This is a genomic window from Paenibacillus algorifonticola (assembly GCF_000971975.1).
GTDB lineage: Bacteria > Bacillota > Bacilli > Paenibacillales > Paenibacillaceae > Pristimantibacillus > Pristimantibacillus algorifonticola.
Window position 1 is genome coordinate 64,082 of the sequence record NZ_KQ040782.1, and the last position, 13,956, is coordinate 78,037.

General features: G+C 50.7%; 15 protein-coding genes. 1 reads left to right on the forward strand and 14 read right to left on the reverse strand.

What is annotated here, in order from left to right; all coding sequences use genetic code 11:
* From WH37_RS35340 to rplU, 11 genes are all read right to left on the reverse strand, one after another.
* Nucleotides 1–1,124: LysM peptidoglycan-binding domain-containing protein (locus WH37_RS35340; RefSeq protein ID WP_156182225.1), on the reverse strand; the 1,124-nt coding region annotated here is incomplete at its 3' end.
* A 265-nt stretch (nucleotides 1,125–1,389) separates the two neighbouring features.
* Nucleotides 1,390–2,283 (reverse strand): prephenate dehydratase, encoded by an 894-nt coding sequence (gene pheA, locus WH37_RS04455; protein ID WP_046229364.1) that lies wholly within the window; start codon nucleotides 2,281–2,283, stop codon nucleotides 1,390–1,392.
* On the reverse strand, nucleotides 2,280–3,257 hold the full coding sequence (gene thrB, locus WH37_RS04460; RefSeq protein ID WP_046229365.1) for a homoserine kinase: 978 nt from the start codon (nucleotides 3,255–3,257) through the stop codon (nucleotides 2,280–2,282). Before thrB ends, pheA begins: the two co-directional genes overlap by 4 nt.
* Nucleotides 3,258–3,292: 35 nt before the next feature.
* Nucleotides 3,293–4,579 carry a homoserine dehydrogenase gene (locus tag WH37_RS04465; protein ID WP_046229366.1) on the reverse strand — a complete coding sequence of 429 codons (1,287 nt, stop codon included), beginning with the start codon at nucleotides 4,577–4,579 and terminating at the stop codon, nucleotides 3,293–3,295.
* 45 nt (nucleotides 4,580–4,624) lie between these two features.
* Nucleotides 4,625–5,062, reverse strand: coding sequence for an ACT domain-containing protein (locus tag WH37_RS04470; protein WP_046229367.1), 438 nt, complete (start codon nucleotides 5,060–5,062; stop codon nucleotides 4,625–4,627).
* Between the two features lie 216 nt (nucleotides 5,063–5,278).
* Nucleotides 5,279–5,740, reverse strand: a complete 462-nt coding sequence (locus tag WH37_RS04475; RefSeq protein ID WP_046229368.1) for a hypothetical protein — start codon at nucleotides 5,738–5,740, stop codon at nucleotides 5,279–5,281.
* A 398-nt stretch (nucleotides 5,741–6,138) separates the two neighbouring features.
* Complete coding sequence (obgE, locus tag WH37_RS04485) at nucleotides 6,139–7,458, reverse strand: GTPase ObgE (protein ID WP_046229370.1); 1,320 nt, start codon at nucleotides 7,456–7,458, stop codon at nucleotides 6,139–6,141.
* Between the two features lie 13 nt (nucleotides 7,459–7,471).
* Nucleotides 7,472–8,209 (reverse strand): Spo0B domain-containing protein, encoded by a 738-nt coding sequence (locus tag WH37_RS04490; protein ID WP_046229371.1) that lies wholly within the window; start codon nucleotides 8,207–8,209, stop codon nucleotides 7,472–7,474.
* 126 nt (nucleotides 8,210–8,335) lie between these two features.
* Nucleotides 8,336–8,647: a 50S ribosomal protein L27 gene (gene rpmA, locus WH37_RS04495; RefSeq protein ID WP_046229372.1), complete on the reverse strand. Its 312-nt coding sequence runs from the start codon at nucleotides 8,645–8,647 to the stop codon at nucleotides 8,336–8,338.
* 14 nt (nucleotides 8,648–8,661) lie between these two features.
* Entirely contained in the window at nucleotides 8,662–8,997 is a 336-nt protein-coding gene (locus tag WH37_RS04500; protein ID WP_046229373.1) for a ribosomal-processing cysteine protease Prp, read from the reverse strand.
* 10 nt (nucleotides 8,998–9,007) lie between these two features.
* Nucleotides 9,008–9,319 carry a 50S ribosomal protein L21 gene (rplU, locus tag WH37_RS04505; protein WP_046229374.1) on the reverse strand — a complete coding sequence of 104 codons (312 nt, stop codon included), beginning with the start codon at nucleotides 9,317–9,319 and terminating at the stop codon, nucleotides 9,008–9,010.
* Nucleotides 9,320–9,682: 363 nt separating this feature from the next.
* On the opposite strand from rplU, the gene WH37_RS04510 reads away from it, so the two are divergent.
* Nucleotides 9,683–10,558 (forward strand): AraC family transcriptional regulator, encoded by an 876-nt coding sequence (locus tag WH37_RS04510; protein WP_046229375.1) that lies wholly within the window; start codon nucleotides 9,683–9,685, stop codon nucleotides 10,556–10,558.
* A gap of 188 nt (nucleotides 10,559–10,746) precedes the next feature.
* On the opposite strand, the gene WH37_RS04515 is transcribed toward WH37_RS04510, so the two are convergent.
* From WH37_RS04515 to WH37_RS04525, 3 genes are all read right to left on the reverse strand, one after another.
* Nucleotides 10,747–11,994, reverse strand: coding sequence for an Rne/Rng family ribonuclease (locus tag WH37_RS04515; protein ID WP_046229376.1), 1,248 nt, complete (start codon nucleotides 11,992–11,994; stop codon nucleotides 10,747–10,749).
* A gap of 86 nt (nucleotides 11,995–12,080) precedes the next feature.
* Nucleotides 12,081–12,962, reverse strand: a complete 882-nt coding sequence (locus WH37_RS04520) for a M50 family metallopeptidase (protein ID WP_046229377.1) — start codon at nucleotides 12,960–12,962, stop codon at nucleotides 12,081–12,083.
* Nucleotides 12,955–13,893 (reverse strand): M23 family metallopeptidase, encoded by a 939-nt coding sequence (locus WH37_RS04525; protein WP_046229378.1) that lies wholly within the window; start codon nucleotides 13,891–13,893, stop codon nucleotides 12,955–12,957. Before WH37_RS04525 ends, WH37_RS04520 begins: the two co-directional genes overlap by 8 nt.
* Nucleotides 13,894–13,956: the final 63 nt, after the last annotated feature.

A 13,956-nucleotide genomic window follows, 5' to 3' on the forward strand; every position in this document is an offset into this window, starting at 1 on the left:
GACACCATTCCGCCATAGCCGTAACCTTGCGTCTCCGCTGGCGACACTTGACCGCCATAGCCGTAGCCACCACCCATACCGCCTATCGGATACATGCCTGGAGGACATGGATTATAGCCTTCTCCCTGGCTCACAGGGCTAACCATGGTCGGCTGCTGCCAATGTCCGTAGCCGCCTGTCTGTGCGGGCGATACCGTCGTAGGCATGCCGTAGCCTCCGTATTGCGGCCAAGCAGGAGTAGTTGCAGCGGGAGATACAACTGTAGTAGGGTAAGTCGAGGAAGCTTCTACCGCAGGCGTACCGTATTGCATAAACAAGTCTACGCTTTGCTGATGATGCGAATAAACCGGGTATGTCTTTTTCTCGACTGGCTTCTCAATCGGCAGCGGCTTAGGCTGCGGGGCAGGTGTTGCCAACGGAGCGACAGGCGTCACGATTGGTGCTGTTGGCGCTTTCGTCGTCGGGATTGGCGCCGTTGGAGCTTTCGTCGTCGGGATTGGCGCCGTTGGAGCTTTCGTCGTCGGGATTGGCGCCGTTGGAGCTTTCGTCGTCGGGATCGTTGCCGTTGGCGCTTTCGTTGTCGGAATTGGAGCGGTCGGCGTTTTTACCTCTGCTGGTGCTGTTGACGTTTTGCCTGGCATTTGCCCTGTCGGCTTTTTACCGCCTACCCATTGCTGTACGCCTTGCATGACCGACAGTGGATGCAGAGCGTGATGCCCTGTGTGGCCATTTGTGCCCGCCGCCGTTGTTCCAATTGCAGTTCCCGTACCCGTATCAGGCGTAGTCGTCGTATGGCCCGCTTTAGGCACATTGACAATTTCACCCGTCATGAGTACATTGGGATTTTTAAGTTGAGGATTCGCTTTGATCATATCGGCGAGCGGAACTCCCCATGCTTTGGACAGCTTCCATAGCGTATCCTCCTGCTTCACCACATATTGGTGCATAATTTCCATTCCACCAGTTCCGTGGGAAGTAGATGGGATTTTAATTTTCATGCCCACCTCAATGACGTCTGGATTCGTAATGGAAGGGTTCAGCTTCAAAATCTCCTCAACCGTAACATGATGCTTCTGACCGATTAAGTAGAGGGAATCGCCTTTCTTCACTACATAAATTTTCACTTGCCGACAACCTCCTGTCACGTTCTTTAAATAACAAGCATAAATGCTGCCGTGCATGTTTGCTTGCTATCAATCTTTATATTCTATGCAGCATATGGGCAGGTGTCCCCCATTTTGCAAAAAAAATAGCGAGACGCAGCCAGCTTCCCAGAAAGCTGTGCGTCTCGCTATTTAGCAAAATTCAATCCAATCGGCCTAATCCAGCCATTTAAACTATCCTTACAGCCAGTAAGACATGCGGTAACTTGCCGCATCCCCACATCTGTTACCCATTCGACTGCTGAAGCTGCTCATACGTAAAACTTGGATAACAGCCAAGCACGCGCACCTGACAACCGATTGCTTCAATTTCAGAAATCGCAGCTGGCAGCAGCACGGTATCAAGCGACATCTCAATGTCGATATAAAAATAGGAATTGCCCAGCTTCTTCTTCGTCGGACGCGATTCAATACGCGACAGATTGATTCGGCGCCAAGCGAACGCCGACAACACCTGATGCAGCGCACCTGGATAGTCATCCGGCAAATTCACCAAAATACTCGTCTTCTTGAAATCCGAGTGCCGCACCGTATAAGGCTGCTCGCCAACGAGCAAAAACCGCGTATAGTTGTTGCTGTGGTCGGTAATACTCGCCTGCAAAATATCCAGTTCATTGTTCGCCGCTGCTCTTGAAGTACCAATCGCCAGCCAGCCCGCTCCCGGGTTGTCGCGTACGATTCGCACCGCTTCAGACGTACTGCCAACATGCTCCGTCTCAGCATGAGGGATTTCGCTTCTAAGAAACTGCAAGCATTGCGCCATTGCAACCGGGTGGCTGATCACCTTTTTCACACGGGAATAATCTACGACGCCATGCTCGTCCTTCAGCTCAGAGCGCCTGCCGATTAAATTTTGAATAGAAGGATATACCCATTCGGCCTGAATCGGCAAGTCCACTTCATGGACCATCCAGTCCATATGCAGGCTAACCGAGCCTTCAATTGTATTCTCGATTGGAATAATGCTGTAGCCGCTTTCCCCTTTAACCGTCGACAGGAACACATCGGCAATGAGCCGATGATGCTTCCACGATACTTCTTCTCCAGCAAAAAACTGCCGTGCCGCTTCATCAGATACAGAACCTGCTGGCAGCAACGCTACCGATTTCGTCGCACTCATACGGCCTCTCCTCTAATCCGCTCAAGCAGGCCTAGCGATTCTGTGCCAGCCTCTGCCTGCTCTATAGTTACTACCGGCCCTTCCGCACATGGCTTCAGCCATAGCGTCTGCGCTTCAATTCCTTCCTGCTTCAACGTATCCAGCAGAAAATGCTCCAGCTCCTGCTTGCGAGGGCTGTCCGACTCTACAAAAGCGATCAGCGTCGGGCCTGCGCCGCTTAAAGCTGCCCCAAGCGCGCCATAATCGGCAGCTTTGGCCAAAATTTCCGCCATGCCGGGAATGAGCGCTGCCCGGTATGGCTGGTGCAGGCGATCCCGCATCGCATGTTTAATGAGCCCAAGCTCGCCGCTAGCAAGCGCCGCAACTAGCAGCGAGCTGCGGCTCACATTAAATACCGCATCCTGCATGCTGATTTGTTTCGGCAGCGCATGGCGCGCCTTCTCCGTTGACAGCTGGAATGCGGGAATCGCGACAAGCGCCTCCAGCTTCTCATGCGGCGCCAGACGGACATAATCTGCCCGCTCTCCATCCCAAGCGGACACGACAATGCCGCCAAACAGCGACGCGCCGACATTGTCCGGATGTCCTTCGAGCGCTGTCGCCATCTGAAACAGCTTGTCATCGCTCAGCGGACTGCCGATTAACGCATTGGCAGCTACCAACGCGCCAACGATAGCGGAGGCGCTGCTACCCAGTCCGCGCGTAAGCGGAATATTGCTGTACATCGCAATGTCCAGCTCCGGTACCTGTACGCCCGCTTCCTTGAACACAAGCTGCGCCACTTTATAGATCAAGTTCGATTTATCCTCGGGGATACCTGTCATTTCGTCTCCGTATAGGCGCAAAACCGTACGCTCGGCAACTGACATTTCAACCCAAGCATAGAGGGAAAGCGCCATGCCCAGCGTATCGAAGCCTGGACCCAGATTAGCGGTGCTCGCAGGCACCTTTACGATTACACGACGGTTATTCATAACGTTATAAAGCTCCTTCGATTGCTAGTGTTGGCTTAACCTTCAACGCGATACACGCTTTTCACCTTGCGGATAACATCCAGCTCTTCAAAGGTTTGCAATACCTTCTGCATCGCTGCTTTATTCGCATCATGCGTAATTACGATAATTTCCGCTTCGGGATTGACCGGATTCGGCTGCTGCAGCACCGATTCCAAGCTTACCTCAAAGTCCGCAAATACTTGAGTAATGCGGGCAAGCACGCCTGCGCGATCTGCTACATGGAGGAGCAGGAAATATTTTGAGGAAATTTGCTCATCGGTCTTGAGCTTCTTCTCCTTATACGTCATAATGCCTTGCTTGCCGTTAACGCCAAGCTTCAGGTTTTTCACAACCGCAACGAGATCGGCAACAATCGATGTAGCCGTAGGCATGCCGCCAGCGCCTGGGCCATAAAACATCGTCTCTCCAACCGCTTCGCCGTGTACATAAACTGCGTTGAATACGCCATTAACCGAAGCGATAGGGTGCGTTTGCTTCACCATCGTTGGCTGTACGCTGATGCTGAACTCATCATCCTGACGCTCTGCGATGCCAAGCAGCTTAAGCTCATAGCCGAGACGCTTCGCATATTGGATGTCTTCACGGCTCACCGATGAAATCCCTTGAACGGATACATCATCTAGGGCCACATTGGCACGGAAGCCAAGCGTCGCCAAAATCGTCATTTTGCGCGCAGCATCCAGTCCCTCAACGTCAGAGGTAGGATCAGCCTCCGCATAGCCGAGCGCCTGGGCTTCCTTCAGCACATCAGAGTATGAAGCGCCTTCTTGGCTCATTTTTGTCAAAATGTAGTTTGTCGTACCGTTCACAATACCCATAATTTTAGTAATCCGGTCAGAGGAGAAACCTTCAATCAACGTCCGAATAATCGGAATTCCGCCAGCTACACTCGCTTCATAAAGTACATCGCAGCCATGCTCCTGTGCAACAGCCAAAATTTCTGGTCCATGCAGCGCCATCAAATCTTTATTAGCTGTCACGACATGCTTGCCGCGTGATAAAGCTTCAATAATATACTGTTTCGTTTGTTCAATGCCGCCCATTACTTCGACGATCACATCGATGTCCGGGTGGTGAATAATTTCCCAAGGGTCCTCTGTCAGCTTGGACGCATCGATCGAAATATCGCGCGCTTTGCTTTTATTGCTGACCAGCACCTTCGCAATTTCAATCGCCGAACCAGTCTGGCTTTGCAAATCCTCCTGATGTCCTTCCACGATGCGGACAACACCTGTTCCTACTGTTCCAAGCCCTAGCAAGCCTACTTTAATTGGTTTCATATGATTCCCTCCATTTATACTTCAATAATATAACGTTCTATTTCATCAGCCCTGCCCGATTACGGCGGCTTTACGCACGCCCTGCTGGCTGCGAATAACATCCATTAAAGAATCCAAATCCCCGCTGAGCTGGGAAACGTCAACTGAAATGACCACATGGGCAAGCCCTTGCAGGGGAATGCTTTGATTCATCGTCAGCACATTGCCTTCATGCGCCGCCACGAGCGACAACACCTTCGACAGCACGCCGGAACGATGCTCCAGCTCCATGGAAATCGTCACCAGCCGTTCGCGATTGAGCTGATGCATCGCATAAACGCCATCTTTATACTTATAAAAAGCGCTTCTGCTCAGGTTCGCCTTCTCGGCTGCCTCATGCACCGTTGCCGCTTCGCCTCTGGCAAGCATTTCCTTCACCTGCAATGTCTTGAGAATGGCTTCCGGCAGCATATCCTCCCGTACAGCAAAATACCGCTGCGTCACTTCCGTCCCCCCTAAAAAGACATTTGTTCTTCTATAAAGGACATTATAGCGGAATCATACGACTGGGGCAATAGGTTTAAATGATAATCCGCTTTTTAACTGGAATAGTTCTCAAAAAAGCGTTCCCTGCAAAGTCAAGCTTTGCAGGGAACGGATTCACTTCCATATAACTGTCTGATTATCGCGGCAAATCGTCTGCCTCGCGAGCAGCGCAGTCTACTGCTCTATCCAACTGACAGTAAGCTCGGAAACGCCTTCTTCAGAAGCCAGCTTGCCGCCGATGATCGAAATAAATTCGGAGCCGGAAATCGTCCCCTGAATAATAATATTTTTATCATCTATCGTCTGGGCGCCGCCCTCCAGCTTCTTTTCATTTACATAATCTTTATACGATTGGCCTAGCTTGTCGAAGCTTTCCTTCGTCTTGAAAACAAGCAAAACCGATTTTTTGCCGTCATCGATGTTTTCCGTCGAATTTATAATAACCGCATCATCTGGAATCGGGAAATCGGCAGGCAAATAGTCGGGTCTCGCGCTTTCCTCTGTATTCCCTGGCGCTACACTTGTTGTTTCCTGGGGAGCTGTATTGGCCCCACCCACAGCATTATTGCCGCAGGCGCTCACGACACCCGCTATAATAACGACCGACAATAAAGAAAACCATCTATTTTTTTTCATGTTTAAACATCCTCTCATTCAAAATAAAAATCATCATGACAGCAGCAGCTTCCTGTTTAGAACAAGCATCGTGATAAAATCGCTAAGCCTAATAATGGCGAGCAAAAGCAATATTACCACATAAAGAAGGAAACGGCCAGCATCCTCCATTTCCAAATCTATCAACGGCACCCAGCAGCCAAAAGGAATGCTTTTTCTCGATCGCGCCTTCAATCATAAGCTTCGAATCCGCAAACGTCAGGCCGCCGTCTTCCAGCTTCTTGTTTATCGTATAAGCTTGAAAGCTATTACACCTTTTTCAGCAGGCTGTAACAGCTTTAGCACCATTTTCTGAAAATATGGATGATGGAGCACATAAAAAAGACGGCTTGCGCCGTCTCCTTGTGCCAAATATTCGATTAAGCCATATAGTCGCTGCCTTCGAAAAATTCAAAGGTGAAATCGCCGATTTGCACCGTATCGCCATCTTTAGCGCCATGCTTACGCAGCGCTGCATCAACACCCATTTTCCGCATAATTTGGGCAAAACGCATGACCGAGTCATACGAAGTAACCTTCATGCGCTTCAAATATTTCTCGATGCTTTCGCTCTCGACAACATACAGCTCGTTCTCCTTGCGAATCGTATAGCTGGACTCTTCGCGTTTCTCGAACGTATACACCTTACGCTCTGTAACATCCTTCACTTCTTCGATTTCCAGCTCGTCTGGAACCGACTCCAGCGTATCCATTGCTTTATACAACAGCTCCTGAACACCCTGCTTCGTCAATGAAGACATTGGCACAATGAGGTATTCCTTCTCGCCGCGCACTTCCTCCAGCTGCTGCTTGAACTTCTCCAAATGCTCTGCCGCTTCCGGCATATCCATCTTGTTAGCCGCAATAATTTGCGGACGATCAGCCAGCTTCTCATTGTAGAGCACCAGCTCTTCATTGATTTGCAGCCAATCCTCAAATGGATCGCGACCCTCGGAGCCGGACATATCCAGCACATGGATGATGACGCGAGTACGCTCGACATGGCGTAAAAACTCATGTCCCAGACCAACGCCTTCATGCGCGCCTTCGATTAATCCCGGTAAGTCCGCCATCACGAAGCTGCGGTCATCGCCAACGTCTACAACCCCTAAATTCGGCGTTAACGTTGTAAAATGATACGCGCCAATTTTCGGCTTGGCCCCGGATACGACCGACAGCAAGGTGGATTTGCCCACGCTTGGGAATCCGACTAGACCTACGTCTGCCATTACCTTAAGCTCAAGCACAATCCAGCGTTCTTCGCCTTCTTCACCAGTCTCGGCAATATCCGGAGCCGGGTTGTTAATCGTTGCAAATCGGGTATTGCCGCGTCCGCCGCGTCCGCCCTTTGCTACTATAATTTCCTGGCCATGACGTGTCATGTCGGCAATGATTTCCTGCGAGTCATCGTCAATAATGATCGTGCCTGGAGGAATGCGTACAATCATATCATCCGCACCCGCACCATGCATGCTCTTCACTTTGCCGCGCTCGCCGCGCTCGCCTTTAAAATGCTTCTGATAGCGGAAATCCATCAGCGTACGCAAGCCTTCATCTACGCGAAAAATAATATTTCCGCCTTTACCGCCATCGCCGCCGGCAGGTCCGCCCTCCGGTACGTATTTCTCACGACGATAGGAGACGATTCCGTCGCCGCCATTGCCGCCTTTTACAAATATTTTCGCTTTATCGACAAACATGCTGTGCCCCCGTTCAAGCGCGCTTTTCCGCCTTAAGCCGTATTTCCTCCTGCGGATGTTCAATATCGACCGCCTGCAGAGCCGCGCCTTTCAACTGCTGATTTATTTGATCCTTCAATTGTTGCTCGTCAATTAGCTCGCCTTCCAGTTCGAAAGCAACGTGAAGCTGCTGCCCGTCCCAATCCAGCACCAGCGTAAGCACGGCGACTTCGCCAAAACCAGGCTTAACCGCCAGACGATAGCTATTCATTATGCCAATTAATGCTTCGGCGATTTCAGTGCTGGCAAGCGGCAGCTCATTTAAATTCAAGTCCTGCTCAATATCCACCTTTAGCTCAAGCGAGCTTGTCAGTGTACGGAAGCCCTGAATGTAGCTGACGAGCGCTGGCTCCCCTAGCTTTGAAATTTGGCTCTCTATAAGCATCTTTGCCCTTATTTTCTCCACATATTCCACCGTTTTATCCGGTTTCTGCATCCGTGTGTAGCCATATAGCACTTGCAGGTCGTTCATCCAGTCATGCCGATGATGGTTAAGCGTCCTCATCCCCGCAGCCTGCAGGCTGTGTATCGTAAGCGCAAGCTGCTTCGCATGCTCACGCCGCTCCGAGCGAATCCAGATGGCTGCAGCAGCCGCAAACCAAAGCATGAAAAGCACAAGCAGCCAGACTGACGAAGGCCATACAAGCATAGCCACAGCCGGGAGCACAATAGAAAAAGCCGCGATGTGCTTTGCCGATTTAATGCGATCCATTCATTGATCCCACTTTCTTCCGCATGTTTCCCAGCTAATTCAGTATAACATGTCGCTGCATTAGCCGATAGGTCTTTAAGCAGCAAATGCCCCGGCCTACACGCGAGGCCGGGGCATTTGCTGCTATTATGCTTCTACTGCTGCGGCTACTGGAGCCAGGTCCACTGGATACACGCTCACTTTTTTGCGATCGCGTCCCCAACGCTCAAACTTCACAACGCCTTCGACTTTCGCATAAAGCGTATCGTCTTTGCCGATGCCTACGTTAGTTCCTGGGTGAATTTTCGTTCCGCGTTGACGGAACAAGATGCTTCCAGCAGATACGGTTTGACCGTCAGCACGTTTAGCGCCAAGACGCTTCGATTGACTGTCACGTCCGTTCTTTGTGGAACCTACACCTTTCTTCGAAGCGAAAAGCTGAAGATTCAGTTTCAACATGAGATTTCCCTCCCTCATTCAAGAGATTGTTGTTTAATCACAACATATTTTCCGTAGGACTGCGCGATTGTAGTAAGCATCACGATCATCGACTCCAGCAGCAGCTGCACCTTATGATCGGTTTCCTGATCAGCTAAAACCGGAATATCCGATGATAACCATCCATTGTCCATTACATAAGGAAGCTTCACATCTGCCAAAGCCTCAACCGAGTTGACCGTACCGACAGATATAGCCGACACGCCAGCACAGACAATGTCTTTGCCGAGCTTCGCATACTTCGCATGTCCTTTAATCTTAAACGATGTAATCCGCTTGTCAGCATTTCGTACAATCGTAACCGTGATCATAATAATCCTCTTATGCTTGGATTTTGCCGATCGTTACTTTTGTGTACGGTTGACGATGACCTTGCTTACGACGGTAGTTCTTTTTGGCTTTGTATTTGTAAACGATGATCTTTTGGCCTCTGCCTTGTTTTTCAACAGTAGCAGAAACAGTAGCGCCGGAAAGAACTGGAGTACCAGTTACAAGACCGTCTGCACCGGATACAGCCAACACGCGATCAAACGTTACGCTTTCGCCTGCATTGGCGTTCAGTTTTTCGATGAAAAGTACATCGCCTTCCTGAACTTTGTATTGCTTGCCGCCAGTTTCGATAATTGCGAACATTGTGAGTGCACCTCCTTATTGTCGAAGACTCGCCTAATCCAGGTGAATTGCAGCATGGGCTGCCATTGCTTGTACCCGATCGGAGCGGTATCTGCAAGTCCGCTGTATATAACAATCAGACATACTTGAACATTTTAGCATACAAAATCGAATCAAGCAACCTCTTTTCTCCACAAATGCCTATGGCATGCCTTCTTGCAGTACGTTCCATTGTCTCCATATTTTTAATTTTGTATAATAAGGCCAGTCTTAAGGAACGGATTACGACGATCACCATTTAATCTGTCTGAAGTCAGCACGCAATGACAGGCAGCCTCATGTTAGATGATGCTACTATTTAAGAGCAAAGGAAGTTGATGCGGCATGGAAGCTATTCTTCGAATGAAGGATGCACTTGACCTGATGGAGCAAAAAATGGAGGAACGCCTCGACATCGCCGAAATTGCCAAAGCCGCCTATGTGTCGCCATTTCATTTCCAGCGCATGTTCCACATGCTTACTGGAATGACAGTCGCGGAATATATCCGCAAGCGCAAGCTGACACTTGCGGCACAGGAGCTGACGTCAAGCGCCATTAAGGTAGTAGATGTTGCTTTTAAATACGGTTATGATTCCCCAGAATCATTTTCCAAGGCGTTTCGCCGCATTCATGGCATTTCACCTTCGGAAGCGAGAGCACCCGGCGTTTCATTGAAAGCATTCCCCCGCATTTCATTCCAGCTATCATTGAAGGGAGACAAGGACATGGATTATCGGATAGAGGAAAAAGAAGCTTTTCAAATTGCAGGCTTGTCCTATGAAGTGAGCTGTAAGGACGGACAAAATTTCATCGATATCCCTAAGCTGTGGGAGGCATTTAACCAAAGCGAAGCGCCCGCCGAGCTCTATGCCAAAGGAGACGGGGCTATTATTGGCGTCTGCCTGGACGGACAGCCCGATAAAGAAACGTTCACCTATATGATTGCTACCTCCGTTCATTCCAATGTGGCTGAAAAGGAAGAAATATATACGGTCCGTACCGTTCCCGCAGCTACCTGGGCCATATTCACCTCAACTGGCCCGCTGCCTGATTCGATTCAAAACGTATTTCGCCGGATTTTCCAAGAGTGGTTTCCTGGAACCGGTTATGAGCATGCTGGAGGTCCTGAGCTGGAGGTTTATTACGAAGGCGATACTTGCGCCGAGGATTACCGCTGTGAAGTATGGATTCCGATTATGAAAAAAGAAGCACACAGCTAGCAGCTTCGCCTCATACTTGCAAAGGAACGAGTAATCTAGCTTGAGCCTGCCATCTATTTGCCCGACACTGAATACAGTGAAGCAAGCAAAGGCTGCTCGTCAAACCTAAGCAAAAACGACCGATGAAGGGCGAGCCTCCGTCGGTCGTTTTATTTGTCGCGCACCAAATTGCTATGTCGTTTGCAAAGCTAGACTTTAACTTGCGCCTGCCTGCCGCTTCCTCCGCAGCATGGACAGCGCTCCGTTAGCTGGCCCGCCGCACCCTCTCGCGCCTTTTTGCGGGTCACTTCCATAAGCCCTAGCCTTGTCCAGCCAACGACCGAGCATTTTGTCCGATCCTGCCTCGCCCATTCATTCAGGCGCGCCATAATCCGCTCGCGGTTTGGCTCATTTTCCATATCGATAAAATCAATAATAATAATGCCGCCCACATCACGCAGCCGCAGCAGCCGGGCAATTTCATCAGCCGCCTCGAAATTCGTGCGAAAAACAGTATCCTCTAGATTCGTAGCACCTGTAAATTTGCCTGTATTCACATCAATAACGGTTAAAGCTTCCGTCTCCCCCCATACTAGAGAGCCTCCGCTTGCCAGCCGAATATTCGGTTGAAACGCTTCATGCACCTGCCGGGTTACGTCAAAAGCATCAAAAAGGGCAAGCGAGGCGGCCTGGTCATACAGCTTGAGCCGTTTTTCGAGCTGCGGCGTCATTTCCCTCAGCAGCGCAGCTGCTTCCTGCAGGCGGGATGCATCATCAATCCATACCTCTTCCACTTCCATATCTAGCGTATCGCGGACAATTCGCCGCAGCAGCCCCGCTTCCATATGAAGGCCCGTTGGCGCCTTTGCCTCCGCAGCCTGGCTTAATATACGCTCCCAGCTAGCGCGAAGCTGAGCAACATCAGCCGCAAGCGACTGCTCAGACTCACCTGAGGCAGCCGTACGAAGGATGATGCCTTCCTCGCCTTGAAGCAGTTGTTCGCCAACATCGCGCAGTCTGGCGCGCTCGCTGTCGGCAGCGATTTTTCGTGAAACGCCTACATATCCAGCCTGCGGCATAAGCACCAGCCAGCGCCCTGGCAATGTAAAATGGGTCGTCACCCTGGCCCCCTTGCCGCCAAGCGGCTCCTTCATCACCTGTACAATAAGCTCTTGCCCTGGCCTCACGAGCTCTTCAATTGAAGGCTTCGTCGCGGGCTGCTTCTCCAAATTGGGATGCAATAAATCATCTATATAGAGAAAAGCGTTTTTACCAAGGCCAATATCTACGAACGCAGCCTGCATGCCAGGCAGCACGTTAATGACACGGCCTTTGTAGACATTGCCTACGAGGCCGCTTTTTTCCGACCGTTCCATAAAAAATTCCATGAGCCGGCCATCCTGCAAAACAGCTGTTTGAAGCATTTCTCCGTCACTGTGCATCAACATTTGCTTCATCTCTCAAACATCACCCGCCAGCTCTCACGTTTTCCTTTATATTAACACAAGTCGCAGCGGGAGTTCCTTATCTGTTTTTTGGCGCCTTATTGAAGAAGCTCAATAACAGGGCGGTTCGGATTGCGCTCAAGCAAATAACGATCCACAACACGCTGCTCCGGGGCTACCCTGGCTATGCTGGAGCCGCGCTCCATAACATAAAACAGATGATACCGCTCGCGCCACAGCAAACGAACGGCATAAACCGCAGATTGCCTGCCATCTACAACGATAGGGCTAGCAAGCACACCTTGCGCCATTTTGCGGATAACAACCTGGTCGCGATGCATGAGAAACCGAATGAATAAATACGGGATGCTCCGATTATAGGTCCAGTTCGTCATAAACAGAAACGTTCCAATGACGAGCAGATTCATTTGAATACCGCCGCCAGGACGCAGCAGTCCCAGCAGTGAAACGCTGATCATCAAGCTGCTGAGCACAAGGCTGATGCGTGCCGTCCAGCGCATGACGCTAAAAAAGTTCAAGCTGTAGCTAAGACCAGCTTGCAGCAGCTTCCCGCCATCAAGCGGATAAATCGGCAATAAATTAAATAAGCCAATCATCATATTTGCCTGAACGACGTATGCCGACCATTCGGGCTCCCATAGTCCGAGCTGGCCGAAGCCCCAAGCAGCTAGTCCCATCCATACATTTTGCAGCGGTCCGGCTATCGCTACGAGCGCATCCTCTCCAGCCGGAAGACTGCCCGCATCCTCCACCTCGGCCACACCGCCGAAAGGCAGCAGCTTAACTTCGCGAATATGCCAGCCAAAATAACGCGCCACCAGCACGTGGCCAGCCTCATGGACAATAACGATTAAAAACAATGTAAACAGCTCGACAAAATAACCTGTTAATACGGAGGCCGCCATTACCAGCACAAACAACGGATGCACCGACCAGCGAATGCCCCTCCATTTAACCAAGCGGAATCACGCTTACCGGATCAATATAGCGATCTTTTTGCTTAATCGCGAAATAAAGCAGGCTCGGCTCCTCGCCGCTCGCTCTACGCAGGTTTCCGACCTGGTCGCCCGCTTCCACCCAATCATTCACGCTAACCGATGCATACCCTAGCTTGCCATATACGCTGACCCGTTCATCCGCATGCTGGACTACGACGGTTACTCCGTTATCCGATGGCTCCGAGACAACCAGCACTCTGCCTGTTTCCACCGCATTTACCGCTTCCTCCGATGAACCTGCAAGCTCCACACCGTTCAGCAGCTCCGCAAATGTACGTACGATTGCACCGCCCTCAAGAGGGCTAACGATAGGAAGCTTGACTGTACCTTCTGCAGCCGTCGCCTCCTTCTGCTCCTCTTGAAAAATCGGGATAAACGTCGGTGCTCCTGCAAACGTTTCTTTATACCATTTAGCCGCACTGGCGAAATCAAGCTCATCATGCAGCGCCTGTGCTACATAAGCCCGGCTCTCCAGCGCCCAATCCTGATCGGTCTGGTATAAGCCCCAAATGCCGGCAAATAATGCAGCAGCCGCAATCATTTTCCAGCGCAGCTCGCGAAAAAATGAATTTGGGCGTCCGCCTTCTGGCGGTTCCCTATACGGTGGCTCTCCTGACTCATTTCCATATCGATAGTCCATGCGGCTCGTCCGGCTTCGCTGATCATCCTGTATCTGCGTCCAGCCATCCCAAGGATTCGGGCTTTCCTTCCACATTTTCTCCGGGTCCCGCTCCTCCTTATCCAGCGGTGGATAGGACGGAGGCGCAGCCGGAACACTGTATTCCGCTCTTGAAAGCCGCTCCTGCATGAATCCATCCCGAACGGGCTGCTCCATCAATCGTCTAATTTTCTCTTCACGGCGCCTTCGCACCGCTTCCTTCGTATCCATCATCCGTTCCTCCCCCTCTCGCTTGTCAGAGAGCTTGTTTCCTTCTACATCCTTATGAGGAAAAAC